Genomic DNA, 24,786 nt, shown 5'->3' on the forward strand with positions numbered 1-24,786 from the left:
TCGCGAGGGGCGACGTCGTTGGACGCCGACGGTACACCCGGGACCCTGTGCGTCCGCTGCTCAGCGGCTGGACCCCACCTGGAGTGGGGACCGGGGTCAGGAGCTGTAGACCTCGGGCTTGAGGGTCGCGATGTAGGGGAGGTCGCGGTAGCGCTCGGCGTAGTCCAGGCCGTAGCCGACGACGAACTCGTTGGGGATGTCGAAGCCGACGTACTGCACCGGCACGTCCACCTTGACCGCGTCGGGCTTGCGCAGCAGGGCGCACACCTCCAGCGAGGCCGGGCGGCGGCTGCCCAGGTTCTTCAGCAGCCAGGACAGCGTCAGGCCCGAGTCGATGATGTCCTCGAGGACCAGCACGTGCTTGTCGGTGATGTCCCGGTCCAGGTCCTTGAGGATCCGCACGACGCCGGAGGAGCTGGTGGCCGACCCGTAGGAGGACACCGCCATGAACTCCATCTGGGTGGGCAGCTGCAGCGCCCGGGCGAAGTCGCTCATGAAGAGCACGGCGCCCTTGAGGACGCCGACCAGCAGCACCTCGCGGCCGGCGTAGTCCACGGCGATCCGGTCGGCCAGCTCGCGGATCTTGTCCGCGATCTGCTCCTCGGACAGCAGCACGTGGTCGATGTCGGGGCCGTACCCGTGGTCGGGGCCCAGGGGTCCCGCGGGCGCTCCGGCGGGGGTGGCGGGCTCGGTCACGGTGGGGGCTCCTCGGTGCGGGGGCGGGGGTCCGCCGGAGGGGGGCCCGGCAGCAGGACCAGCCTGCCAGACGTCCGGGCGACACCCGCACCGCCGGGGAGGTCCACCCGGCCCTGCCCGCGCCACCGGGTGAGCAACGCATCGACGGCCCGCAGGTGGACCGCCTGCAGGTCCCGCACGCCCCCGGCCATCAGCCAGGCCCGCAGCACCCGGCGGCGCAGCGCGGCGGGCAGGACGGCCAGCGCCGCGCAGTCGGTGGGGTCGGGGACGGCGGCGGCCAGGGCGTCGAGGGCGTCGACGTCCTCACGGACCATCGCGGCGGTGCGGGCCAGGGCCGCGGCGACCCCGCCGCCCAGGACCTCCTCCAGCAGCGGGAGCACCTCGCTGCGCAGGCGCACCCGGGTGTAGGCCGGGTCGGTGTTCCACGGGTCGTCCCAGACCGGCAGGCCCTCGGCGGCGCAGGCCCGGCGGGTGGTGGCCCGCTCGACGCCCAGCAGCGGGCGCCAGAACGGTGCACGCCACGCGGTCATCCCGGCGACCGACCGGGGACCGCTCCCCCGCCCCAGGCCCAGCAGCACCGTCTCGGCCTGGTCGTCGCGGGTGTGCCCCAGCGCGATGCGCGCGCCGTGCTCCGCGGCCACCGAGCGCAGCGCCGCGTGGCGGGCGTCCCGCGCCGCCCCCTCGGGCCCGCCGGCCGTGCCGACGTCGACCCGGACGACGAGCACCGGGTCCAGGCCGAGCCCGCGCAGCAGGTCCGCCGTCGTCCGGGCCCGGTCGGCCGACCCGGGCTGCAGGCCGTGGTCGACGGTGACGGCCCCCGCGCGCCGAGCGGCGCGGGGGGCCTCGAAGGCCACGGCGGCGGCCAGCGCCAGGCTGTCCGCTCCCCCGCTGCAGGCCACCAGCACCGGTGTCGCGTCGTCGGTCAGACCGGGCCGGACGGCGCTGCGGACGGCGGCGACGGCCGGGTCGGGCCCCACCGGCTCAGCGCAGCGCGGGCAGGTGCAGGACGCGCTCGACCCAGCGGTCGGGGTCGGTGAGCTCCTCCTTCAGCGGCAGTGTCTCCGGGCCGGTCCAGACCGTGTTGAAGGCCTCCATGCCGACCCGGTCGACGACGCCGGCGACGAAGTGCCGACCGTCGGCGTACTGCTGCATCTTCTGCTCCAGCCCCAGCAGCCGGCGCAGCACGCGGTCGACCGGGCCGGTGCCCTTGCGGCGCTGGCTGAACCGCTTGCGCAGGGTGCGCACCGTGGGGATGACGTCGGGGCCCACGCCGTCCATGACGAACTCGGCGTGTCCCTCGACCAGGCTCATCACCGCGGTGACCCGGTCCAGCACGGCCTGCTGCTCGGGGTCGGCGATGAGCGCCATGAGGCCGCCGGGCGCATCACCCTCGACCGGCCTGCCCCGCACCGCGTCGGCCAGGCTGGCCACCACGTCGCGCAGCCGTTCGCGCAGCACACCCGAGTCCAGGTCGCTGGCCTCGACGAAGGCGGACACCTGCTCCTCCAGGTAGCGGTGCAGCCAGGGGAAGGCGGTGAACTGCAGCTGGTGGGTGACCTCGTGCAGGCACACCCACAGCCGGAAGTCGTAGGGGTCCACCCGCAGCCGCCGCTCGGCCTCGACGATGTTGGGGGCCACCAGCAGCAGCCGGCCACCGCTGCCGAACACCTCGTACTGGCCCAGCACCTTGGAGCACACGAACGCCAGCACCGCACCGGCCTGAACCCCGGTCAGCCGGGAGCCCACGGCCTGCACCACGGCGTTGGGCCGCTCCCCGGTCCGCTCCTGCAGCGCGGCGGTGAGCGGGTCCAGCAGCGCGGCCATGCCGGCGGTGTTGGCCTCGACCCAGCCGGGCCGGTCGACGACGGCCACGGTGGGCACCGGCGAGTCCACGGACGGGGCCAGCCCGGTGAGCGCCTCGACGTGCGCGACCGCGGCCGCGGCGCACTCGTGCAGCTGCGCGACGACCGCGGCAGCCTCCGCACGGGTGGTCTCCGGCCCGGGCTTGGACAGCCGGCGGGCGGTCCGCCCGGCGAGGGACCAGTCGACCAGGGAGCTGCTCATGCGCAGCCACGGTACGCAGCCGGGCGGGCCCCGGCCCGGCTCAGCGGCAGCCGCAGCCGGCCAGCGCCGCGGCGACGTCGTCCAGCGCGGCCTCGGCCCCGGCGACGTCCCCGGTGGTGCCGTCGGCGAGCAGCGCGAAGGCCAGCAGCCGGCCGTCGGCGGTCACGACGAGACCGGCCAGCGCGCTGGTGGTCGCCAGCGTGCCGGTCTTGGCCCGGACCGCGCCGGGGGCGGTGGCCGGGTCGTCGTCGGCGCGGTCGGACAGCGTCCCGGTGTACCCGGCGATCGGAAGCCCGGACAGCACCGCCCCGGCCCCCTCGACCGAGCCGTCCGCGACGGCCTCCAGGACGTCGACGAGCAGCCGGGCGGGCACCCGGTCCTCGCGGGACAGCCCGCTGCCGTCGGACAGTGCGAGCCCGGTGGTGTCCAGGCCTGCGGCGGCCACCGCGTCGGCCACGGCCCGGGCCGCGCCGGCGAAGCTGGCCTCGGCCCCGGTGGCCAGCGCGACCTGGCGGGCGAGGGTCTCGGCGAGCAGGTTGTCCGAGGCGGTGAGGGCCTGCTCGACCAGCCGCTCCACCGGCGCGGACTCCACGGAGCCCAGCACGGCGGCGCCGGGGGCAGCGGAGCCCAGCCGGACAGGCGCCCCGGCAGCACCCAGGGCGGCGGCCAGCGCCGTGCCGGCGTCGATGCCGGGTTGCCCGGACCGGGGCGTCTGCCCCGGGGAGACCCGCGCGCCGTCGACGGCGGTGGCGGTGACCGGTGCGGCGTAGGTCGAGGGCGCGTCCTCGCTGCCCCACCCGCTCGCGGTCAGCGGGCCGGTGAACAGCGAGTTGTCGACGACGACGGAGGTCACCGGCACCCCGGCCAGCGCCGTCTGCACGCCGGCGGCGAGGTCGGCGACGGTCGCGGCGCCGGGGTAGCTCTGCGAGGGCGCGGTGGTCGACAGGGTGGGGTCCCCGGCGCCGACGAGCACGACCTCGCCCGGGGTGGCGCCGGCGACGACGGTGGTGGTGATCGTGGTGTCCGGGCCCAGCACCGTGACCGCGGCCAGGCCGGTGAGCACCTTGGCGGTGGAGGCGGGGGTGCCGGGGTCCTGCGCGTCGGTGTCCAGCAGCGTCGCACCCGTGGCGACGTCGACGACCTCGGCGGACAGCCCGGTGCCCAGCGCCGGGGCGGCCAGCAGCGGCGCGAGCCGGGCCTGCAGCACCGCGGGGTCCGGGGCGGGGGCGCTGCCGGGGAGGGCGGCCAGCCCGGGGGCGGGGGTGTCGAGCTCGGGCAGCACCGCGTCGGGCACGGCGACGGCGTCCGAGGGCACCGCGGCCACGGTCGCGGGGTCGCGGGCGTCGTCCCGGACGGCGAACCAGACCCCGCCGGCGACCGCCAGCGCGACCAGGCTCAGGGCCACCAGGACCTGCCACGCGCGGCGGCGCCAGGAGCGCCGCGGCGCACTGCTGGCCGGGTCGCGGGAGGCGCGCGCGATGGCCTCCACCCCCCGATCGAGCACCTCGGCCACCCACGCCGGGCCGGCGTGGGCCACACTACGTCGGTGCAGTTCGACGTGACGGTAGAGATCCCCAAGGGCCAGCGGAACAAGTACGAGCTGGACCACGCCACTGGACGCATCCGGCTGGACCGGATGTTGTTCACCTCGACGCGGTACCCGGCGGACTACGGGTACATCGAGGCGACCCTGGGTCAGGACGGTGACCCGCTGGACGCCCTGGTGCTCCTGGAGGAGCCGACGTTCCCCGGGTGCCTCATCACCTGCCGGGCCATCGGCATGTTCCGGATGACCGACGAGGCCGGCGGGGACGACAAGGTCCTCACCGTCCCCGCGACGGACCCGCGGATGGCCCACCTGCAGGACATCACCGACGTGTCGGAGTTCGACCGCCTGGAGATCCAGCACTTCTTCGAGACCTACAAGGACCTCGAGCCCGGCAAGAGCGTCGAGGGCGCCAACTGGGTCGGTCTGGCCGAGGCCGAGGCGGAGATCAACGCCTCCTTCGAGCGCGCCAAGAACGCGCCCGGCCACCACTGACCCCCTCCTGACTGGCCGGTCTCCCCACGGCCGCCGAGCTCACCCGGACGACCGACGGGCGCCGCACCCCACCCGGGTGCGGCGCCCGTCGTCGTCTCAACCCCGGGCGGGGGCGTCCAGGGCGTGCAGCGCCTGGTCCAGGGCGGCCTCCAGCGGCCACGGGTCGCGCAGCGGCTGGCTGAGCACGAGACCGCCCTGGATCGCCGACAGCACCGACGCCGCGATGCGACGCGGGTCGACCGAGGCGTCCAGCTCCCCCGCCTGCTGCATCCGGACGACGCCGGCGGCGAGCAGGTCGGCCCAGGCGGTGAACGCCCCGGCGACGGTGGCCGCCAGTCCGGGGTCCCGGGCCGCCGCCTCGGTGGCCAGCGAGCCGATCGGGCAGGCCCACCGGCCCTGCCCGATGTAGTAGTCGACCAGCGCCGCCCGCCACGCCTCCCACGACGCCCGGGTCGACAGGTCGTGCACGTGCGGCTCCTGGGCGGCCAGCAGCTGGCCGCCCTCCCACTCCGCGACGGCCCGGACCAGCTCGGTCTTGCCACCGGGGAAGTAGTGGAAGAGCTGGCTCTTGCTGGTCAGCGTGGCGGCCCGGACGTCGTCCAGCGTGGTGCCGCCGATCCCGGCGGCCAGGATCTGGCGCCCGGTCTCCTCGACGATGCGCTGGCGGGTGCGTCGTCCCCGTTCGGTCAGCTCCGCCACGTGCCGCACGGTACCCGCTGGACCGCACGGTCCACTCCTGGTAGGAACTGGACCGTGCAGTCCAACGCAGACGTCCTGTCCACCCTGCCCCGCGACGACCGGCTGGCCGGCCGCACCGCGTGGGTCACCGGCTCCACCAGCGGCATCGGCGAGGCCACCGCGCACGTGCTGGCCGCGTCCGGGGCCACCGTGCTCGTCAGCGGCCGCGACGCCACCCGAGCCGCGGCCGTCGCAGACGCGATCACGGCCGCCGGCGGCCGTGCGCTCGTCCTCGTCGCCGACCTGGCCGCCGCCCCCGACGCGTTGCGGGCGACCGCCGCCCGCGCGGTCGAGCTGGCCGGCGGCCGGCTCGACGTGCTGGTCAACAACGCCGGCGTCTACCCCGTCTCGGCCACCGAGGACCTGGCCGACGACGACCTCGAGGCCCTGCTCGCGGTCAACGTCCGCGCCCCGCACGTGCTGGTCGGCGCGATCGCCCCGGCGATGGCTGCCCGGGGGTCCGGGGTGGTCGTCGACGTCGGGTCCTGGATGGCCCGGGTGGGCAGCCCGTTCGGCGCGATGTACACCGCCACCAAGGCCGCCCTGGAGCAGCTGACCCGGGCGTGGGCCGCCGAGTACGGGCCCCGCGGGGTCCGGGTGAACACCGTGGCGCCGGGCGTGACGTCGACCCCGGGCAACGCCGGGGCCGAGGCGGTGCTGACGCAGATGACCGCGTCCACCGTCGCCGGACGTCCGGTCCGGCCCGTCGACGTCGCCCTCGCCGTCCGGTGGTTGGTCGGCGACGAGGCCGCCTTCGTGCACGGCACCACCCTCGACGTCGACGGCGGCATCCTCGCCGCCCGGGTCGGCTGACCGCCGTGGAGCTCCGCACGCTGGGCCGCTCCGGGCTGCTGGTCAGCCCGTTCACCCTCGGCGCCATGACGGTGGGCAACGACCAGTGGGGCTCCGACGAGGCCACCTCGGGCGCCGTCCTGGACGCCTACCTGGCCGCCGGCGGCAACGCCGTGGACACCGCGGACGTCTACTCCGGGGGCCGCAGCGAGGAGGTCCTCGGCCGACTGCTGGCCGCCCGCGGGCTGCGCGACCGGGTCGTGCTGGCCACCAAGTACGGGTTCAACGCCGGGGGCGGGCCGCTGACCGGCGGCGCCGGGCGGATGAACGCCGTCCGTGCGCTGGAGGGGTCGCTGCGCCGGCTGGGCACGGACCGGGTGGACCTGTACTGGCTGCACGTGTGGGACGACGTCACCCCGGCCGAGGAGGTGCTGGCCACCATGGTCGACCTGGTCCGGGCCGGGAAGACCGGGCACTACGGGCTCTCCGACGTGCCTGCCTGGTTCGCCGTCCAGGTGGCGACGCTGGCCCGGGCGCACGGCGTGCCCGCGCCGGTCGCGCTGCAGCTGGAGTACTCGCTGGTGGCCCGGTCGATCGAGCAGGAACACGTCCGGGCGGCCCGGGAGCTGGGGATGGGCATCGTGCCGTGGAGCCCGCTGGCCGGCGGCTTCCTCAGCGGCAAGTACCACCCCGGGCAGCCCGCCACGGCCGGGCGCCTGTCCGGCCCCAACCCGTTCGGGGACACCAAGGACACCCCCGGCAACTGGGCGGTCCTCGAGGTGCTGCGCGCCGTCGCCGACGAGCTCGGCCTGCCCGCGGCACAGGTGGCACTGGCCTGGGTGCTGGGGCGCCCCGGGGTCGACTCGGTGCTGGTCGGCGCCCGGACCCCGGAGCAGGCCCGCGCCAACCTGGCGGCCGCCGACACCGTCCTGCCGGCCGACGCGCTGGCCCGGCTGGACCGGGTCAGCGCGCCGGAACTGGGCTTCCCGTACGCGATCTACACGGCGGCGATGACGACGGCGGTCATCACCGGCGGCACCCCCTACCGGCGGCTGCGCGGCTGACCGGCTCAGACGCCGGCCAGCACCGTCCGCAGCTCGGCCACGGCCTCGGCGTACTCCCGGCCGAAGCGGGCGATCAGCTCGCCGGCCGGGAGGACGGCGTCGATGGCGCCGATGCCCTGACCCGAGCCCCACACGTCGCGCCAGGCCTTGCTCTCCCCCGACCCGAAGCTCATCGCGCTGGGGTCGGAGGTGGGCAGCGCGTCGGGGTCCAGGCCGGCGGCGGTGATGCTGCCGCGCAGGTAGTTGCCGTGCACGCCGGTGAACAGGTTGCTGTAGACGATGTCGTCGGCGGCGCTGTCCACGATCATCTGCCGGTAGCCCTCGACCACCCGGGCCTCGGTGGTCGCCAGGAACGCCGAGCCGATGTAGGCCAGGTCTGCGCCGGCGGCCTGGGCGGCGAGCACGGACCGGCCGTGCGCGATGGCGCCGGAGAGCACGAGCGGGCCGTCGAACCAGCGGCGGATCTCCCGGACCAGGGCGAACGGGCTCTGCGTCCCGGCGTGCCCGCCGGCACCCGCGGCGACGGCGATCAGCCCGTCGGCGCCCTTCTCCACCGCCTTGTGCGCGAACCGGTCGTTGATGACGTCGTGCAGCACGATGCCGCCGTAGGAGTGCACCGCGTCGTACACGTCGGAACGGGCGCCCAGCGAGGTGATGACGACCGGCACCTCGTGCTCCACGCACAGCGCGACGTCGGCCTCGAGCCGGTCGTTGGAGCGGTGCACGATCTGGTTCACCGCGTACGGCGCGACGGTGGCCCCGGTCGCCGCGGCGGCCGCCAGGCGTTCGTCGATCTCGGCCAGCCAGTCGCCGAGCATCGCGGCCGGCCGGGCGTTGAGCGCCGGGAAGGACCCCACGATGCCCGCCGAGCACTGCGCGACGACGAGGTCGGGGCCGCTGGCGATGAACATCGGCGAGGCCACCACGGGCAGGCTGAGCCGGCCCTGCAGGACGTCCGGGATCGACATGGGTGCAGCTCCCCTCCTGGTCACGCCGCGGTGCGTGAGCCTGCGGGCAGTCTGCCGGTCAGCCCTGACTGCCCGAGCACCGGGGCCGGGGACGACGACGGCCCCCGTCCGTGGGGACCGGGGGCCGTGCGTGTCGGTGTGGTGGAGCCGCCTGTCGGAATCGAACCGACGACCTTCTCATTACGAGTGAGATGCTCTACCGACTGAGCTAAGGCGGCGTGCTGCGTCGGAGAGCTTACGGGACCGCCTGCGAGGACCCGAGCACCGGTGCGGGTGTCACGCCGGCAGCCGCAGGGCCACGCACAGCGCCTCGATCGCCACCTGCGGCTTGACGTTGCGCTCCAGCGCGGTGCGGGCGGCGAGCACGGCGTCGATCCGGCGCAGGGCGCCCTCGGCGCCGATCTTCTTGGCCAGCTCCGTGGCGTCGGCGGCCCGGTCGGGGTGCGCCAGCTGCGGCACCCGGGTGAGGTCACCGCGCACGGTGTGGATGACCAGGGCGTCCCGGTAGAGCGAGGCCAGGTCGACCAGCGCCCGGTCCAGGGAGTCCCGCCCCAGCCGGGTGGCCCGGGACTTCTGCTTCTTCTCCAGCTCCTTGAGCTGGCCGGCGCCCCGGCTGGCCGCGGCGACCCCGGGCCCGCGCGCGCCGATGCCCAGGCTGGCCTTGACCGCCTCGGTCTCGGCGCCGTCGGTGACCGCCGTCGTCCGGTCGGACTCGACCTTGGCCGCGGACACCAGGTCGTCGGCGGCGTTGAGGCAGGCAGCCAGGCTGACCAGCGACAGCGGGACGTCCAGGACCGCCTTGCGGGACATCCGGGCCTCCTCGTCGCGGGCCAGGTGCCGGGCCCGCCCGACGTGCCCACCGGCTGCCGCAGCCGACCAGGAGGCCAGCGCCGGGTCGATGCCGTCCCGGCGGACCAGCACCTCGGCGACGGCCTCGACCGGCGGGGTGCGCAGCGCCACCACCCGGCAGCGGGAGCGGATGGTGACCGGCACGTCGTCGGGGTGCAGCGAGGGCGCGCACAGCAGGAAGACCGTCCGGGGCGGTGGCTCCTCCAGCATCTTCAGCACGGTGTTGGTGGCCTGCTCGGTCATCCGGTCGGCGTCCTCGACGATCACCACCTGGAACCGGCCCTGGGACGGCGCCCGGCCGGCCAGCCGGACCAGCTCGCGGGTCTCGTTGACCCCGATGGACAGCCCCTCGGGTGCCACGACCCGGACGTCGGCGTGCGTGCCGGCCAGCGCCGTCCGGCAGGCGTGGCAGGTGCCGTCACCGCCGTCGGGGCACTGCAGGGCGGCGGCGAAGGCGCGGGCGGCCACCGAGCGACCCGAGCCGGGGGGCCCGGTGAACAGCCAGGCGTGCGTCATGGAGGCCGGGTGCGCCACGGCCTGGGAGAGCTCGGCCACGACGGCCGGCTGCCCGACCACGTCGGTCCAGACGCCCCCGGCGCTCACGGTCGGTCCACCAGCAGCTGCCCGACCCGGTCCCGGACGGCGGCGGACAGCTCGTCGGGGGTCTGCTGGGCGTCCAGCACCAGGTAGCGGCGCGGCTCCGCGGCGGCCAGGTCCAGGAACGTCGCCCGCACCCGCTCGTGGAAGGCCAGCGACTCGGCCTCCAGCCGGTCCGCGGTCGAGCGACCCCGCGCGCGGGCCAGCCCCACCTCCGGCGGCAGGTCCAGCAGCACGGTCAGGTCGGGCACCAGACCCCCGGTGGCCCAGCGGGACAGGGCCAGGACCTCCTCCAGGGGGATGGTGCGCCCGGCGCCCTGGTAGGCCAGCGAGCTGTCCACGTACCGGTCGGTGACCACGACCTCGCCGGCGGCCAGCGCCGGGTCGAGCAGCTCGTGCACGTGCTGGGCGCGGTCGGCGGCGTAGAGCAGCGCCTCCGCACGGGAGGACAGCGCGGTGTTGCCCGGGTCCAGCACGAGCTGCCGGATCGTCCCGCCGATGGCGGTGGCCCCGGGCTCACGGGTGCCGCGGGCGGCCCGGCCCTGCCCGGACAACCAGCTCAGCAGGTGCCGCACCTGGGTGGACTTCCCGGCGCCCTCACCACCCTCGAACGCCAGGAAGACACCACGGACGGCGGTCCGGGCGGGCGGGGACGGGACGGCGGGGATGCGGTCTCCTCGGGGTGGGACGGGGTGGTCCCCACGCTACCGGCGGGTGCCGACAGCCCTGGTGCAGCAGGGTGGGGTGCGTGCCCGCCGACTGGTCCCCGCCGCAGTACCTCCGCTTCGCCGACGAGCGGGCCCAGCCGTTCCGGGACCTGGTCTCCGGCATCGGCGAGGTCGACCCGGCCGTGGTGGTCGACCTGGGTTGTGGCACCGGGGAGCTGACGGCGTCGCTGGCTGCCCGGTGGCCCGGCGCCCGGGTCACCGGGGTGGACTCCTCGGCCGCCATGCTGGCCGCCACGGCCGAGCACGCCGTCCCCGGGCAGGTGACGTTCGAGGCCGCCGACCTGACCACGTGGACACCGGCCGGCCCGGTCGACGTGCTGGTCAGCAACGCCGCTCTGCAGTGGGTGCCCGACCACCCGCGGCTCGTCGTGGAGTGGGCCGGGGCGCTGGCCCCCGGCGGCTGGCTGGCGTTCCAGGTCCCCGGCAACCACGCCGCCCCCACCCACGCGCTGCTGGCCGACCTGTGCCGGGACCCGCGGTGGTCCGACCGGGCCGGCGCCCTGGCGCCCACCACCGACAGCGTGCTCGACCCGGCGGGCTGCCTGGGCGTGCTGGAGTCCGCCGGCCTGGCCACCCGGACCTGGGAGACCACCTACCTGCACGTGCTCACCGGACCCGACGCGGTGCTGGGCTGGGTGCGCGGGTCCGTGCTGCGCCCGGTCCTGGCCGCCCTCGGGGACGACGCCCCGGGGTTCGAGGCCGAGTACGCCGACGCCCTGCGCACGGCCTACCCGCCGCGGCCGGACGGCACCACGCTGCTGCCCTTCCGGCGGGTGTTCGCGGTGGGTCAGCGCGGGACGAGCCGGTAGGCCCGCGTCACGTACGACAGCTCCAGCACCTCACGGCCGGCGGTGTCCGGGTGCCGGGCCAGCAGGTCGCGCAGACCGTCCAGGAACCGCTCCCGTTCGGCCGGGGACATGGTGGCCACGTGGCTGCGGGTGCCGATGCCCAGCACCACCTGCTCGGGGGTCTGCCGCTGCACGACGCCGGACTGGTGCATCGTCACGTCGGCGGGCAGGGCGGCTGCGAAGGCGTCCACGACGGCCTGGTCGGCCTCCTGGCCGCGGAGCTCGTCGCCCAGGTCGCCCTCCAGGGCGTGGACCCAGGGGACGGTGAGGTCGCGGGTGTTCCAGACCCAGCCGACCACCCCGCCGGGCCGCAGCACCCGGCGCAGCTCCGCGGCGGTCGGCGCGGGGTCGAACCAGTGCGCGGCCTGCCCGGCGACGACGGCGTCCACGCTCGCGTCGGGCACCGGCAGCGCCTCCGCCCCACCCACGTGGGCGGTGACCTGCGGCAGCCGGGCGCCGAGCTGGGCGAGCATCGGGGCGGACGGTTCGACGGCGATCACCTCGTGCCCGGCTGCCAGCAGCTGGTCGGTGAGCAGCCCGGTGCCGGCACCGAGGTCGAGCACCCGCAGCGGGCGCTCGCCCAGCAGCGCGGTCACCGCGTCGGCCGGGTAGCCCGGGCGCAGGGCCGCGTAGTCCGCGGCCACCGAGCCGAAGGAGGTGCGGCGGGCGTCCCAGCCGGCCTGGTCGAACTCGCCGTCGGTCACGCCTGCCGCTCCCCCGTCGTCCTGTCCGGTCAGCTGCCGCCCGCGGGGACGACGCCGGTGCCGGTGGTCGTCCGCGGGGCGGCCTTCTTCGCGGTGGTCGTCTTCTTGGCCGTGGTCGTCTTCTTCGCCGTGGCCGCTGTGGTCTTGGCTGCCGTCGTCTTGGCTGCCGTGGTCTTGGCTGCCGTCGTCTTCTTCGCGGTCGTCTTCTTGGCCGTCGTCTTCTTCGCGGTCGTCTTGCGGACCGCCTTCTTCTTCACCGGGGCCCGCTCGCGCCGGTCGGCGAGCAGCTCGGCGGCCCGCTCCAGGGTGATGGTCAGCGGGTCGTCGCCCTTGCGCAGGCTGGCGTTGGACTCACCGTCGGTGACGTAGGGCCCGAACCGGCCCTCGCGCACGGTGACCAGGCCGTTGGTGACCGGGTCGGGGCCCAGCTCCTGCAGCGGCGGCTTGGCCGCGGCCCGACCGCGCTGCTTGGGCTGGGCGAAGACCGCCAGCGCCTCCTCGAGCGTGGTGGTGAACAGCTTCTCCTCGCCCTCGATGGAGCGGGAGTCGGTGCCCTTCTTCAGGTAGGGCCCGTAGCGGCCGTTGAGCGCCTGGATCTCCTCGCCGTCGGGCGCGACGCCGACCGTGCGGGGCAGGGTCAGCAGCTTGAGCGCGTCCTCGAGGGTGATCGTCTCCGGGGACATCGAGGCGAACAGGCTCCCCGTGCGCGGGGACTCCTTGCTGTCCTCGGGGACCACGGTGGTGACGTAGGGGCCGTACCGGCCGGCCTTGACCAGCACGGTCTGACCCGTCTCCGGGTCCTTGCCGAGCTCGCGGTCGCTGGAGGGCGCGTTGAGCAGCTCCTCGACCTTCTCGGGGGTGAGCTCGTCGGGGGCGATGTCGTCGGCGATGGAGACGCGGGCGCCGTCCTCGCCGCCAGCCTGCAGGTAGGGGCCGTAGCGCCCGACCCGGACCATGACCGGCTTGCCGTCGGAGGTGGTGGCGCGCAGCGGGATCGAGTTGACCCCGCGGGCGTCGATCTCCTCCAGCCGCTGGCCGACGACGGACTTGAGCCCGCCCGAGGCCGCGATGCCGCCGGCGTGCCCGCCCTCGCCACCGAAGTAGAACTCGGTCAGCCAGTCGACCCGGCGCAGCGTGCCGCCGGCGATCTCGTCGAGCTCGCCCTCCAGGGAGGCGGTGAACTCGTAGTCCACCAGAGCCGCGAAGTGCTGCTCGAGCAGGTTGACCACCGCGAAGGCGATGAACGTCGGGACCAGGGCGGAGCCCTTCTTCCAGACGTACCCGCGGTCCTGGATGGTCTGCATGATCGAGGCGTAGGTGGAGGGCCGGCCGATGCCGAACTCCTCCAGCGCCTTGGTCAGCGAGGGCTCCGTGTACCGGGCGGGCGGTGAGGTGGTGTGGCCCTTGGCGTCCAGCGACCGGGTGTCCAGCAGCTGACCGCGGGTGACCCGGGGCAGCCGGCTCTCGGCGTCGTCGGCGTCGCCGACCTCGTGCTCCTCGCGGCTCTCCACGTAGGCCCGCAGGAAGCCGGGGAAGGTGATCGTGCGGCCGCTGGCGGTGAAGGTGACGGCCTCGTCGGTGGTCGAGGTGCCGGCCAGCCGGATGCTGACGGTGTTGCCGACGGCGTCGGACATCTGGGAGGCGACGGTGCGCTGCCAGATCAGCTCGTAGAGCCGGAACTCCTCGCGGGCCAGCTGGCTGGCCAGCTGACCGGGGGTGCGGAAGGAGTCACCGGCGGGGCGGATCGCCTCGTGCGCCTCCTGGGCGCCCTTGGCCTTCTTGGAGTAGCGGCGGGGCTCGGCCGGCACGTAGGCGTCGCCGTACAGCTCGCGGGCCTGGGTGCGGGCGGCCCGCAGCGCCGTCTCGGACAGGTTCGTCGAGTCGGTGCGCATGTAGGTGATGAAGCCGTTCTCGTACAGCCGCTGCGCGGTGCGCATGACCTGCTGGGAGGACCAGCCGAACTTGCGGCCGGCCTCCTGCTGCAGCGAGGACGTGGTGAACGGGGCGTAGGGACGGCGGCGGTAGTCCTTCTGGTCCACCCGCACGACCTCGACCGGGCGGCCCTCCAGCCGGGCGGCCAGCCCGCGGGCGCCGGCCTCGTCCAGGTGCACGACGTCGCTGGCCACGGTGCCGGTGTCGGGCTCGAAGTCCCGGCCGGTGGCGACCCGGCGGTCGTCGACGCTGGCCAGCTTGGCGGTCAGGCTGGTCGGTTCGCCCTCGTCGGTGACCGCGGCGGCGTCCTGGACGTCGAAGACGCCGGACAGGCTCCAGTAGTCCGCGGCGGTGAAGCGCATCCGGGCCCGCTCGCGCTCGACCACGATGCGCGTGGCGACGGACTGCACGCGTCCGGCGGACAGCTTGGGCAGCACCTTCTTCCACAGCACCGGGGAGACCTCGTAGCCGTAGAGCCGGTCCAGGATCCGCCGGGTCTCCTGGGCGTCGACCATCGCGGTGTCCAGCTCGCGGGGGTTGGCCAGGGCACGGGCGATCGCCTCCGGGGTGATCTCGTGGAAGACCATCCGCCGGGTCGGGACCTTGGGCTGCAGGGTGTCGACCAGGTGCCAGGCGATGGCCTCGCCCTCGCGGTCCTCATCGGTGGCCAGGAAGACCTCGGAGGCGTCCTTGACCAGCGACTTGAGCCTGGCCACCTGCTGCTTGCGGTCCGGGCTCACCACGTAGAGCGGGTGGAAGCCGTTGTCCACGTCGACGCCCAGGCGGGCCCAGGACTCGCCCTTGTGCGCGGCGGGGACGTCGGCGGCGTTGCGCGGCAGGTCCCGGATGTGGCCGACGCTGGCCTCCACGACGTAGCCGCTGCCCAGGTAGCCCGCGATCGTCTTGGCCTTGGACGGCGACTCCACGATGACCAGCGGCTTGCCCCCGGAGGCCGCCGCGGTCCGCTTGCGCGGCGGGGTGGCCTTGCCGCCCTCGGCGGACTCGGGGGTGGTCTTCGCGGTCTTGGTGGGCAACGGGACTCCTGTCGGGTGCTGCTGTGTGCAGGCGCCGGGACCGACCCGGGCACCGGGAGGGCGGTGGCTCCGGCCCGCTCGGCGTGCGCCACGGTAGGCCACGGTGCCGACGGGACCGCCGGAGACGAGCGGACCCGGGCGCGCCGCCCTCCCGGCCCGGCCCGTCGGTGGACCCGTCGATGGACCCCTCAGTCCGGCCGCCGCGTCCCGGCGACGACCTCGGCGATCGCCTCCACGGTCGGGAACCAGGGGCTGTAGTACTCGGTGTGCAGCTGCACCGGGGTGGTGGGCAGCGCGGTGTCCCCGAAGCCCGCGTCGAAGGGACTGCCCTGGTACCAGTCCGACGTCGAGACCGGGTCGAAGGGGGTCCAGGCGCCGAAGACCTCGTCGGCCTCCAGGTCACCCGCCTCGTGCGCCCCGACACCCGGGCTGCCCAGCAGGATCAACGCGTCGGCGGCCAGCTCGCCGTCGGCACGGGCCGCCTCCCCCGCGACCAGGGTGCCGTAGCTGTGGGCGACCAGGGTCGTCCGCGGGAGGGCGGGGCCCGACGCCAGCGCGCCCGCGGCGCGAGAGGCGGCCAGGCCGTCCAGGGCCCGGTCCAGGTCAGGGCCGCCGACGACCGCGCGCCGCGGGGACAGCACGTTGCCCAGGTGCGGGGTCTCGTAGCCCAGCCACGCCACCGTGGCGACGGCGAGGCCCGGGGCGGCGGCCTGGGCCAGGGACTGCACGCTCAGCGCGTCCCCGGTCATGCCGTCCAGGTCCCCGGTGACCGAGGTCAGCATCCCCGGCACCAGCACGCCTACGGCCTGCGCGGTGTCCAGGTCCCCGGCGGACAGGGCGGTCAGCCCGCGCACCGGGTCGAAGAGCAGCAGCTGGGCCGTCTGGCCCGCCGCCTCGACCACGGCGAGCTGCGCGGCGGTCGCCCGGGCCTCGGCCAGGCCGGGTGCCGTGGGGTCGGCCAGGGTCGCGGCCAGCACACTGCGGTTGGCCTCGTCCCGCGCCCAGGCGGGCAGGCCCTCCAGCCGGCCCACCCCGGCGGGGTCGGCGACGATCGCGGCCTGCTGCTCGGCGGTGCTCAGCCCGGACCACCAGGTGGCCGCGCCGGTCGGGTCGACGTGCGGCACCGGGGGCGCGGACACCGCCGCGGCCGCGGCGGCGGCCACGTCGCCGAAACCGACCGGCCCTGCTCCTCCGACACCGGCCACGACCAGCGTCTCCGCCGACGCCCCCGCGGCGGCCAGCACGGCGGCGGCCGCGGTGAACGCCTCGCGAGCGTGGCCCTCGGCCCGGCTGGCGGCGTGCTCGCGGTCGGCCACGGCGGTCAGCTGGTCCTCGGCCATCGCGGCGGTCGCGATCGGCGGCACGAGGCCGTCGTCGGACAGGGCGACCGGCCCGGACGCGGCCCAGCCGCGTGCCGACGCGGCCGCCTCCTGCGCGGCGCCGGCCTGGGTCACCACGACGCCCAGCGAGTCGGCGCTGCCGGCCAGCGCCGCCTGCACCCGGCCGGCGGTGGTGGACAGCTCGACCAGTGCGGTGGCCGCGACGTCGGCGGCCGGGCCGGACCACAGCGGCGTGGAGCGCAGCAGCTCGGCCAGCGAGTCCACCCGCACCCGCCAGGCGCCCAGTGACTCGGGCACCCCGGACAGCCCACCGACGGCGGTCTGCAGCGCGGGCAGGTCCCAGGACTCGATCGCGGCCAGCCCGACCGGACCGCTCATCGGGCGATCGCAGCGTGCGGCCCGGCCCCGACCCGCTCGGACACCAGCGCGTCGACGGCGCGGTAGGAGGCCACCGCACCGGTCAGCACGGTCGCGAGGTCCTGGGTGCGGGCCGCCAGGGACTCGACGAGCCCGCCCCAGCCCAGCCCCGTTGCGGCCAGGTGCTCGCCGGCCGGCCCGCTGAGCGCCTGCCCGAGACGGGCCCCCTCCCCCCGGGTGGCCGACCCCTCGGCCGCGAGCTCGGCGCCCAGGCCACCCAGCTGGCCGGCGAGGGCGTCGGCGTCGTCCAGTTGCACGGTCACGAGGTCGGGCACGGGTGTCTCCTGCTCGGTGGGGCCCCGGTCGGGCCCGGCAGGACAGACGGTGTCCGCCGGGAGCGCGCCCCGTCGGCCGTCGTCCACAGGCGGGAACGGCGTCCACAGATCCGCCCCGTCACCGCCTGGTTGCCGACAGGTGTGAGAGTGGAGGGGTGACGTCGTCCGCCTCCCGTCCGGCTGCCGTGGACGGGCTCCCCGGGGACGAGCTGCTCGAGGCGCTGCTGACCGGCACGCCCGAGGAGGACTCCCCGGTCACCCACGTGCACCGGCTCCCGGTCCGCGAGGCCAGCACCGGTGCCTGGCCGACCTGGGTGCCGGCGGACCTGCGCGACCGGCTGGTCTCCCGCGGCGTCCGCGAGCCCTACGCCCACCAGGTCGCTGCCGCCGAGCTGGCGCACGCCGGGCAGCACGTCGTCGTCGCCACCGGGACGGCGTCGGGCAAGTCGCTGGCCTACCAGCTGCCGGCGTTGTCGACACTGGCCGAGGACGACCGCGCGTGCGTGCTCTACCTGGCCCCGACCAAGGCGCTGGCCCGGGACCAGCTCGCGGCGGTGTCCGCGCTGGCCGACCCCTCGGTCCGCCCGGCGGCCTACGACGGGGACACCCCGCAGGAGGAGCGCGACTGGGTCCGGCGGCACTCCCGCTGGATCGTGACCAACCCGGACATGGTCCACCGCGGGATCCTGCCCGGGCACCAGCGCTGGTCCTCCACGCTGCGGCGGGTCGCCTACGTCGTCGTCGACGAGTGCCACGCCTACCGGGGGGTCTTCGGCTCCCACGTCGGGCACGTGCTGCGCCGGCTGCGACGGATCTGCCGCCGGTACGGCGCGGACCCGGTCTTCGTGCTCGCCTCGGCGACCGTGGCCGACCCGGCGACGGCGGCGACCCGGCTGGTCGGGGCGCCCGTCGCCGCCGTCACCGAGGACGGCTCGCCCCGCCCGGGCGCGACGTTCGCGCTCTGGGAGCCGCCGCTGACGGAGAAGACCGGTGAGCACGGGGCACCGCTGCGTCGCTCGGCCGCCGCCGACGCCGCCGGACTGCTGGCCGACCTGGTCGAGCAGGGCGCCCGCACGCTGGCCTTCGTCCGCTCCCGGCGGTCGGCGGAGTCCGTCGCCGACCAGGCCCGCCGGATCCTCACCGACCGCGGCCGCACCGACCTGGTGCGCCGGGTGGAGTCCTACCGCGGCGGCTACCTGCCCGAGGAGCGCCGCGAGCTGGAGCGTGCGCTGTCGGCCGGGGACCTGCTCGGGGTGGCGACGACGAACGCCCTCGAGCTGGGCATCGACATCGCCGGCCTGGACGCGGTCGTGCTGGCCGGCTACCCGGGCACGCTGGCCTCGCTGTGGCAGCAGGCCGGGCGGGCCGGGCGCGCGCAGCGGGAGTCGCTGGTCGTCTTCGTCGCCCGCGACGACCCGCTGGACCACTACCTGGCCCACCATCCGCGCGCGGTGTTCGGCCGGCCCGTCGAGGCCAGCGTCACCGACCCCACCAACCCCTACGTGCTGGGGCCACAGCTGTGCTGCGCGGCCGCGGAGCTGCCGCTGACCGCCGACGAGCTGGCCGACTTCGGTGGCGACGCCGCGCGCGCCGCGCTGGACCAGCTGGTGGCCTCCGGTCAGCTGCGCGAGCGACCCACCGGCTGGTACTGGGCCGGTCGGGGCCGGCCCGACGTGGACATCCGCGGCTCCGGGGCCGAGCCGGTGTCGATCATCGAGGGCTCCACCGGTCGGCTGCTGGGCACCGTCGACGGCGATGCCGCGCACTCCGCGGTCCACGAGGGCGCGCTGTACGTGCACCGCGGCGAGACCTACGTGGTCGACGAGCTCGACGTCGAGGACGCCTGCGCGGCCGTGCACCCCGAGAGCCCCGAGTGGACGACGGTGGCCCGCGACGTCACCGACCTGTCCATCGTCGACATCGACACCACCCGGCGGCTGGGGACGGTCACCGCCCACACCGGCACCGTCGACGTCACCAACCAGGTGGTGGCCTACCAGCGGCGGCGGCTGGGCACCGGCGAGGTGCTGGCGGAGTTCCCGTTGGACCTGCCGGCCCGGCAGCTGCGCACCCGCGCGGTGTGGCTGACCCTCGACGAGCGGGCCATCGCGCGCGCGGAGCTCGACGACCTGGAGCTGCCCGGCTCGCTGCACGCCGCCGAGCACGCTGCGATCGGCATCCTGCCGCTGCTGGCGACCTGCGACCGGTGGGACCTGGGCGGGGTCTCGACGGCGCTGCACCCGGACACCGGCGCCGCGACGATCGTGGTCTACGACGGTCACCCCGGCGGCGCCGGTTTCGCCGAGCGCGGGCACGCGGTGCTGCGCCGCTGGCTGACCGCGACCCGGGCGACCGTGGCCAGCTGCGAGTGCGAGTCCGGCTGCCCCTCGTGCGTGCAGTCCCCCAAGTGCGGCAACGGCAACGACCCGCTGGACAAGGCCGGCGCGGTCCGGGTGCTCGACGTGGTGCTCGACGAGCTGGCCGCCGCCGGGGACACCGGCGACGAGGACAGCGACGACGCCGGGGACCCGGCGGCTGCCGACACCCGGGGCCTGGGCGGGCCGCACGCGCTGGCCCGCGCGGCGACCTCCTCGGCGCACTCCCGGGCACTGCGGCGCAGGCAGCGGCTCAGCGGCTCCCTCGGCGCCGCACCGCCGGTGACCACGGTCCGCCGGCCGCGCGCGGTGCGCCCGGACGAGGCCGTGCCGTGGCCCGAGGAGGCGCCGGCCGACCCCGAGGACGCCGCGCCGGAGTCCGGGCCCGAGGACGCCGACGCCGCGGAGGACCGGTACACCCGGCCCGACGAGGACGACCTGGTCTTCTGACCCGGCTCCCGGCCGGCCGCGGTCGCTGTGTCGGTGCCCGGCGGGACCGGGCCCGCCCGGGCGCGGGCCTCGGCGGCGGTCACCCCCAGCGGCCCCAGCCGGACCGGGACCGACACCTCCACCGAGGCGACCGCGTCGGCGGCCACCACGCACGAGGTCAGTGCCGCCCCGTTGGCCGCGGCGACCTCCCCCGCGGTGACGCAGGCCGCCGGGTCGCCGAGCACCGCCCGCCCGGCCGCGGCCAGCGCGGACAGGTCGGCGGCCGTCGTCGCCCGGTGCCGGGCCACCACCGCAGCACCGACCAGCACGGTCACCGCACCGAGCGCCGCCAGCAGGCCCGCCAGCGCGACCACCCAGACGGTGGCCGAGCCGCGTTCGTCGTCGTCCCTCACGGGGGTGCTCCCCCGGCGCCGGGCTCGACCAACCCGGTCGCCGTGGCGGACACGGTCACCGCCACCGGCAGCGGTCCCAGCGGCTGGACCCGTGCCGAGACGGTCACGGTGACCTGGTCCCCGGTCACCGTCGAGGTGACCACGGCGCCGTCGGGACCCGCCCGGCCGGCCAGCGACGTGACGAGGGCGCTGCTCTCCCCACGCGCCGCGGCCCGCGCACCCTCCCGGGCCGCGTCCACGCAGCGCAGCTGGGCGCCGACCACCACGACCGCGGCCACCGCACCGGCCAGCACCAGGAGCAGCACCGGGAGCACGACGGCGGTCTCGGCGGTGACCATCCCCCGCTCGTCCCGTGCGCGGCGGGCCCGCCGCCGGCCGGCCACGCCCTCAGCCCAGCGTCGCGAGGGCGTCGGCCACCAGGCCGGTCAGCGCGGTGACCACGGACCCGCCGGTGACCACCTGGTAGAGCACCGCTGCGAACGCGCAGGCCGCCACCGTGCCGACGGCGTACTCCGCGGTGCTCATGCCCTCCTCGGGGTCGGCGGTCAGCCGGGCCCACCCCCGCCGGAGCGGCCCCGCGGTCGCCGTCCCCGAGCTGTCGTACCCGTCCACCGTCTGCTGCTCGTCCACCGTCTCGTCCTCCCTGCGTCCCGGCTCTCGGGGCACGGTCCGAGCCTGGGTGCCGGCGGGTCCGGCCGGGGCCTCCCCGCAGGTCCTGTGGACGACGCCCTGCGTTGGGGACGACGGCCAGCGCCCCCGCGTGGTCCGTGCTCACCCGAAGACGTCCGCGGCGATGCCCAGCACCAACGGCGCCACGCCCAGGCACAGGAACGCCGGCAGGAAGCACAGCCCCAGCGGGGCCAGCACCCACACCCCCGCCCGCTGCACCGCGACCGAGGTGGCCGCCCGCTCGGCCACCCGGCTGTCGGCGGCCAGCCGCTGCAGCGCCGGGACGACGGCGGACCCGGACTCCCCCGCGCGCACCACCACCCGGGCCAGCGCCGCCGCCCCCTCGGGCACGTCGGCCCAGGCGGCGCGGGCCGACGCGCCCAGCCGCAGCCGGCCGGCGACGTCGTCCAGCGCACCACCCAACGGGCCCCCGACCGCGACACCGACCGCCGCCACCGCCCCGGTCACCGGGGTGCCCCCGGACAGGCAGACGGCCAGCAGGTCGGCGGCCACCGGGAGGTCGGCGCGCACCCGCCGGGCGTCCGCGTCGCCCCCCGGGCCCTCAGCGGCCCGCCGCTGCCACCTCTCGAGGCCGACCGCGGCCGCGCCGGCCACGACGACCGTGCCCGGACCGATGCCGCCCAGGGCCAGCACGGCGGCGGCCGCCACCCCGGCCACCACCCAGCGCCGCCGGGGCCCGGCCGGCGGGGTGGGCAGGGTCGCGCCCGGGGCGGGAGGGCGCCGCAGCCGGTCGGCCCCGGCGTGCCGGGCGGGCGCCCAGAGCAGCAGCGCCGCGGCGAGGCACAGCAGCACCGCCGGCATCATGCGCGCGCCGCCCGACGGACCAGCCGGCCGGTCCAGGCCAGCCCGGCCACCTCCAGACCCACCCCCGCGACGAGCAGCAGCGTGCCCGTGCCGGTGGTGGTCAGCACCCGCCACGGGTCGGCTCCCACCCCGGCGCCCATCAGCAGGCCCAGCACCGGCAGCCCGGCCAGCACGACACCCGACGCCCGGGGCCCGGCCACGGCCGAACGGAGCTCGGCCGCGGTCGCCAGCCGGGCCCGCAGGTCGTCCTCGGCCGCCCCCACGACGGCGGCGAGCGAGCACCCGGTCCGGGCACTGACCACCGCGGCGGCCGCGACCCGGGCCAGCACCGCGCGCGATGCCTCGGGGACCACGTCGTCGACGGTCCCGCTGCGCAGCGCGGGGGCCAGCGCCCCGGCGACCACCGGGTGCGGGCAGGCCGCCACCGCCGTGCGGGTGGCCTCCTCGGCCGGCCGCCCGGCCCGCAGCTCGGCCGCCAGCACACCCAGCGCCTCGGCCAGCGCCCGCACCTGCCTGTCGAGGTCGCGGTCCCCGGCCCGCCGTCGCCAGGCACGCAGGGCGACCGCGAGGCAGCCGGCGACCAGCAGCCCGACGACGGGGGTGGCCAGCAGCGCCGCCGCCAGGCCCCCCAGCGGGGCCAGCGTCCACCCGCCGGGCAGCACGGCCCGCGCCGGGCGGCCGCGGCGGCCCAGCCGGCGCACCACACGTGCCGTCGGCCGCGGCCAGCACACCAGGGCGGCGGCCAGGCACAGCAGGCCGGCGCTCACGGTGCACCCAGCAGCCGGACCAGCTCCGGGCGCCCCGGCACCGCGCCGCCGTCGGCCCGCCAGCCCGGCACCACCTCGACCAGCTCGCCCACCCGGCGGACGACGCCGAGCTCGTCCACCCGACGCCCGGCGGGCCCCCGGCGCAGGTGCACCACCACCGCCAGCGCCGCGGCGGCCTGACTGTGCACCGCCAGGCGGTCCAGCCCGGCGGCCACCCCGAGCGCCTCCAGCCGGGCCGGCAGGTCAGCGGCCCGGTTGACGTGCAGGGTGCCGCAGCCCCCGTCGTGCCCGGTGTTGAGCGCAGCCAGCAGGTCCACGACCTCAGCCCCGCGCACCTCACCGACCACCAGCCGGTCCGGCCGCATCCGCAGGGCCTGCCGCACCAGGTCGCGCAACGTCACCGACCCGGCGGCCTCCACGTTCGGCGGTCGGGTCAGCAGCCGCACCACGTGCGGGTGCACCGGGTCCAGCTCGGCGGCGTCCTCGCACAGCAGCAGCCGTTCGGCGGGCGGGGCGCAGCCCAGCAGGGCCGACAGCAGCGTCGTCTTGCCCGTCCCGGTCCCGCCGGTGACCAGGAAGGCCAACCGCCGGGCCACCAGCGCGCGCAGCAGCGGCGCCACCCCACCGGGCAGCGCGCCGGCGGCGTCCAGGTCGTCCAGCGACAGCCGGACCCGGCGCAGCACCCGCAGCGACAGGCACGTGCCCGAGCCCGACACCGGGGGCAGCACCGCGTGCAGCCGGGTGCCGTCGGGCAGGCCGACGTCGACCCAGGGGGCGGCGTCGTCGAGCCGGCGACCGGCCGAGGCCGCCAGCCGGACGGCGAGCCGGCGGACCGCCTCGTCGTCGGCGAACCGGACCGGGGTCCGCTCCAGTCCGCCGCCGCGGTCCACCCAGACCTCTGCCGGGCCGTTCACCAGCACGTCGGTGACCCCCGGCAGCCGCAGCAGCGGCTCCAGCACCCCGGCACCGGACAGCTCGTCGACCGCCTCTCGGACGGCGTGCAGCACGTCGCCGTCCCCGAGCAGGCCGCCGGCCTCCTCACGGACCAGCGTGGCCACCGCCGCCTGCGACGGGGCCCCTGCGTCGGCGGCCAGCCGGGCCCGGACCCGGTCCACCAGAGGCGGCAGCTCACGCACCGGCGTGGACCGGACGGCGGGCGGTGCGGGCCTGCAGCGTCCGCGCCACCTGGCCGAAGGGGCTGCGGGCCCCGACCTGTGGGGGCTCACCCCGCTCACCGCGCACCAGCGCGGACCGGTCGTGTCCCAGCTCGGCGACCACCGGGCGGCCCAGGGCCGCACCGACCTCGGCGGGGCTGAGCCCGCCGGGCGCCGTCCGGGCCACGACGACGGCCCGGCTCCAGGCACCGCCCTCCAGCAGCGGTCCGGCCGCAGCCAGTGCCCGCACCCGGGCCGGCACCACCAGCACGGCCAGGTCGGCGTCGGCGAGGACGGCGTCGGCCAGCAGCGGAGCCCGGTGCGGCAGGTCGACCACCACCGGGTGGCCCTGCGCCCGGGCAGCCGACACGACCGCGAGCAGCGCCTCGGCGGGCACCTCGGCGGGGGCGTCCCGCTGCGGGGCCAGCACGTGCACCCCGTGCGCCACGGGCAGCGAGGCCAGCACCGCCGCCCCGTCGACCCGGCCGCGGAGCCCGGCGAGGTCGGGCCAGCGCAGCCCGTCGGCCCACTCGGCGCCCAGCAGCAGGTCCAGTCCGCCGCCGGCACCGTCGGCGTCCACCAGCAGCGACCGCTCGGCGGTGAGGGCCAGGGCGGTGGCCAGCGTGCTGGCGCCCGCGCCGCCGGTGCACCCCCCGACCACGGTGAGCGAGCCCGGTTCCACCGGTTCGCGCACCGCGGTGGCGGCCCGTTCCACCAGCCAGCCCTCGTCCCGGGGCAGCACGACCAGTCGCTCCGCGCCCACGGCGAAGGCGGCCTCGAAGTCCTCGGCGGCCGGCTCCTCCCGGGTGGCGACGACGACGCCGGCCCGACGGGGCAGGGCCCGGACGCCCGCCGCGCCGAGCACGTCCCGGCCCAGCACCACCAGCGGGGCGGCACGGTGCGCCCGGCGCATCGCGGTGCTGCCGTGGGTCAGTTCCGGGGTGGTGCCGGCGGCGGCCAGCAGCCGCAGCAGGTCGTCGACCAGCAGGTCGTCGGAGCTGACCACCAGGGGCCGGGGCAGGTCGGGGGGTGAGGCGTCCACGGGGCCAGTGGGCACGACCGGGGGC

23 protein-coding genes, 1 tRNA gene and 1 pseudogene are annotated in these 24,786 nt (G+C 76.8%); 5 read left to right on the forward strand and 20 right to left on the reverse strand.

Annotation, left to right across the window (positions count from 1 at the left end):
• Window positions 1–96 precede the first annotated feature (96 nt).
• Genes hpt through dacB form a run of 4 tightly spaced genes read right to left on the reverse strand, consistent with a single transcriptional unit; the run spans window position 97 to window position 4,297 of the window.
• A complete protein-coding gene (gene hpt / locus ASG41_RS10460; RefSeq protein WP_056294836.1) occupies window positions 97–654 on the reverse strand; it encodes a hypoxanthine phosphoribosyltransferase in 558 nt (185 codons plus the stop codon).
• 38 nt (window positions 655–692) lie between these two features.
• Complete coding sequence (tilS, locus tag ASG41_RS10465; protein WP_056293586.1) at window positions 693–1,673, reverse strand: tRNA lysidine(34) synthetase TilS; 981 nt, start codon at window positions 1,671–1,673, stop codon at window positions 693–695.
• Window positions 1,674–1,677: 4 nt separating this feature from the next.
• Window positions 1,678–2,760, reverse strand: coding sequence for a zinc-dependent metalloprotease (locus ASG41_RS10470; protein WP_056293589.1), 1,083 nt, complete (start codon window positions 2,758–2,760; stop codon window positions 1,678–1,680).
• Window positions 2,761–2,800: 40 nt separating this feature from the next.
• The gene (gene dacB, locus ASG41_RS10475; RefSeq protein ID WP_235564708.1) at window positions 2,801–4,297 is read right to left on the reverse strand and encodes a D-alanyl-D-alanine carboxypeptidase/D-alanyl-D-alanine-endopeptidase; all 1,497 of its coding nucleotides are present in this window, start codon (window positions 4,295–4,297) and stop codon (window positions 2,801–2,803) included.
• 9 nt (window positions 4,298–4,306) lie between these two features.
• Between dacB and ASG41_RS10480 the strand changes: the two genes are divergently transcribed.
• Window positions 4,307–4,801, forward strand: coding sequence for an inorganic diphosphatase (locus tag ASG41_RS10480; RefSeq protein ID WP_056293593.1), 495 nt, complete (start codon window positions 4,307–4,309; stop codon window positions 4,799–4,801).
• A 96-nt stretch (window positions 4,802–4,897) separates the two neighbouring features.
• On the opposite strand, the gene ASG41_RS10485 is transcribed toward ASG41_RS10480, so the two are convergent.
• Window positions 4,898–5,500 (reverse strand): TetR/AcrR family transcriptional regulator, encoded by a 603-nt coding sequence (locus ASG41_RS10485; protein ID WP_056294842.1) that lies wholly within the window; start codon window positions 5,498–5,500, stop codon window positions 4,898–4,900.
• A 54-nt stretch (window positions 5,501–5,554) separates the two neighbouring features.
• On the opposite strand from ASG41_RS10485, the gene ASG41_RS10490 reads away from it, so the two are divergent.
• Both ASG41_RS10490 and ASG41_RS10495 read left to right on the forward strand, forming a co-directional pair.
• Window positions 5,555–6,352 (forward strand): SDR family NAD(P)-dependent oxidoreductase, encoded by a 798-nt coding sequence (locus ASG41_RS10490; RefSeq protein WP_056293597.1) that lies wholly within the window; start codon window positions 5,555–5,557, stop codon window positions 6,350–6,352.
• Window positions 6,353–6,357: 5 nt separating this feature from the next.
• Complete coding sequence (locus ASG41_RS10495) at window positions 6,358–7,395, forward strand: aldo/keto reductase (RefSeq protein ID WP_200938822.1); 1,038 nt, start codon at window positions 6,358–6,360, stop codon at window positions 7,393–7,395.
• A gap of 5 nt (window positions 7,396–7,400) precedes the next feature.
• On the opposite strand, the gene ASG41_RS10500 is transcribed toward ASG41_RS10495, so the two are convergent.
• The 4 genes from ASG41_RS10500 to tmk all read right to left on the reverse strand — a co-directional run bounded on the left by ASG41_RS10500 (window position 7,401) and on the right by tmk (window position 10,477).
• Window positions 7,401–8,363 carry a nitronate monooxygenase family protein gene (locus ASG41_RS10500; protein ID WP_056293600.1) on the reverse strand — a complete coding sequence of 321 codons (963 nt, stop codon included), beginning with the start codon at window positions 8,361–8,363 and terminating at the stop codon, window positions 7,401–7,403.
• A 142-nt stretch (window positions 8,364–8,505) separates the two neighbouring features.
• Window positions 8,506–8,581: transfer RNA gene (locus tag ASG41_RS10505), tRNA-Thr, on the reverse strand.
• A 58-nt stretch (window positions 8,582–8,639) separates the two neighbouring features.
• On the reverse strand, window positions 8,640–9,815 hold the full coding sequence (locus ASG41_RS10510) for a DNA polymerase III subunit delta' (protein WP_056293603.1): 1,176 nt from the start codon (window positions 9,813–9,815) through the stop codon (window positions 8,640–8,642).
• A complete protein-coding gene (gene tmk / locus ASG41_RS10515; protein ID WP_056293605.1) occupies window positions 9,812–10,477 on the reverse strand; it encodes a dTMP kinase in 666 nt (221 codons plus the stop codon). The genes ASG41_RS10510 and tmk overlap by 4 nt, the downstream gene beginning before the upstream one ends.
• Before the next feature lie 80 nt (window positions 10,478–10,557).
• Here tmk and ASG41_RS10520 point away from each other — a divergent pair, with 80 nt between their 5' ends.
• Window positions 10,558–11,346: a methyltransferase domain-containing protein gene (locus ASG41_RS10520; RefSeq protein WP_056294847.1), complete on the forward strand. Its 789-nt coding sequence runs from the start codon at window positions 10,558–10,560 to the stop codon at window positions 11,344–11,346.
• Here ASG41_RS10520 and ASG41_RS10525 read toward each other — a convergent pair.
• The 4 genes from ASG41_RS10525 to ASG41_RS10540 all read right to left on the reverse strand — a co-directional run bounded on the left by ASG41_RS10525 (window position 11,325) and on the right by ASG41_RS10540 (window position 17,087).
• Window positions 11,325–12,089, reverse strand: a complete 765-nt coding sequence (locus ASG41_RS10525) for a class I SAM-dependent methyltransferase (protein ID WP_056293610.1) — start codon at window positions 12,087–12,089, stop codon at window positions 11,325–11,327. The genes ASG41_RS10520 and ASG41_RS10525 overlap by 22 nt on opposite strands.
• Window positions 12,090–12,118: 29 nt before the next feature.
• Complete coding sequence (gene topA, locus ASG41_RS10530; protein ID WP_056293620.1) at window positions 12,119–15,055, reverse strand: type I DNA topoisomerase; 2,937 nt, start codon at window positions 15,053–15,055, stop codon at window positions 12,119–12,121.
• Window positions 15,056–15,243: 188 nt separating this feature from the next.
• Entirely contained in the window at window positions 15,244–16,773 is a 1,530-nt protein-coding gene (locus ASG41_RS10535; protein WP_056293625.1) for an alpha/beta hydrolase, read from the reverse strand.
• Window positions 16,770–17,087 (reverse strand): hypothetical protein, encoded by a 318-nt coding sequence (locus tag ASG41_RS10540; protein ID WP_082556772.1) that lies wholly within the window; start codon window positions 17,085–17,087, stop codon window positions 16,770–16,772. The genes ASG41_RS10535 and ASG41_RS10540 overlap by 4 nt, the downstream gene beginning before the upstream one ends.
• A gap of 155 nt (window positions 17,088–17,242) precedes the next feature.
• Between ASG41_RS10540 and ASG41_RS10545 the strand changes: the two genes are divergently transcribed.
• Complete coding sequence (locus ASG41_RS10545; RefSeq protein WP_235564712.1) at window positions 17,243–19,912, forward strand: DEAD/DEAH box helicase; 2,670 nt, start codon at window positions 17,243–17,245, stop codon at window positions 19,910–19,912.
• 59 nt (window positions 19,913–19,971) lie between these two features.
• Here ASG41_RS10545 and ASG41_RS25260 read toward each other — a convergent pair.
• From ASG41_RS25260 to ssd, 7 genes and pseudogenes are all read right to left on the reverse strand, one after another.
• Window positions 19,972–20,304 (reverse strand): annotated as a pseudogene (locus ASG41_RS25260) (Rv3654c family TadE-like protein); the annotation flags it as partial.
• The gene (locus tag ASG41_RS10550) at window positions 20,301–20,642 is read right to left on the reverse strand and encodes a TadE family type IV pilus minor pilin (RefSeq protein ID WP_056293630.1); all 342 of its coding nucleotides are present in this window, start codon (window positions 20,640–20,642) and stop codon (window positions 20,301–20,303) included. The gene ASG41_RS10550 and the pseudogene ASG41_RS25260, both read right to left, overlap by 4 nt.
• Before the next feature lie 49 nt (window positions 20,643–20,691).
• Window positions 20,692–20,934: a DUF4244 domain-containing protein gene (locus ASG41_RS24750; RefSeq protein ID WP_235564714.1), complete on the reverse strand. Its 243-nt coding sequence runs from the start codon at window positions 20,932–20,934 to the stop codon at window positions 20,692–20,694.
• A 141-nt stretch (window positions 20,935–21,075) separates the two neighbouring features.
• Window positions 21,076–21,795, reverse strand: coding sequence for a type II secretion system F family protein (locus ASG41_RS10560; RefSeq protein ID WP_235564755.1), 720 nt, complete (start codon window positions 21,793–21,795; stop codon window positions 21,076–21,078).
• Window positions 21,795–22,565, reverse strand: a complete 771-nt coding sequence (locus ASG41_RS10565) for a type II secretion system F family protein (RefSeq protein WP_056293633.1) — start codon at window positions 22,563–22,565, stop codon at window positions 21,795–21,797. Before ASG41_RS10565 ends, ASG41_RS10560 begins: the two co-directional genes overlap by 1 nt.
• Window positions 22,562–23,701 (reverse strand): TadA family conjugal transfer-associated ATPase, encoded by a 1,140-nt coding sequence (locus tag ASG41_RS10570; RefSeq protein ID WP_056293636.1) that lies wholly within the window; start codon window positions 23,699–23,701, stop codon window positions 22,562–22,564. The genes ASG41_RS10565 and ASG41_RS10570 overlap by 4 nt, the downstream gene beginning before the upstream one ends.
• Window positions 23,694–24,761 carry a septum site-determining protein Ssd gene (gene ssd, locus ASG41_RS10575; RefSeq protein ID WP_056293641.1) on the reverse strand — a complete coding sequence of 356 codons (1,068 nt, stop codon included), beginning with the start codon at window positions 24,759–24,761 and terminating at the stop codon, window positions 23,694–23,696. Before ssd ends, ASG41_RS10570 begins: the two co-directional genes overlap by 8 nt.
• Window positions 24,762–24,786: the final 25 nt, after the last annotated feature.

The organism is Modestobacter sp. Leaf380, from assembly GCF_001424485.1.
In the GTDB taxonomy this organism is placed as follows: domain Bacteria; phylum Actinomycetota; class Actinomycetes; order Mycobacteriales; family Geodermatophilaceae; genus Klenkia.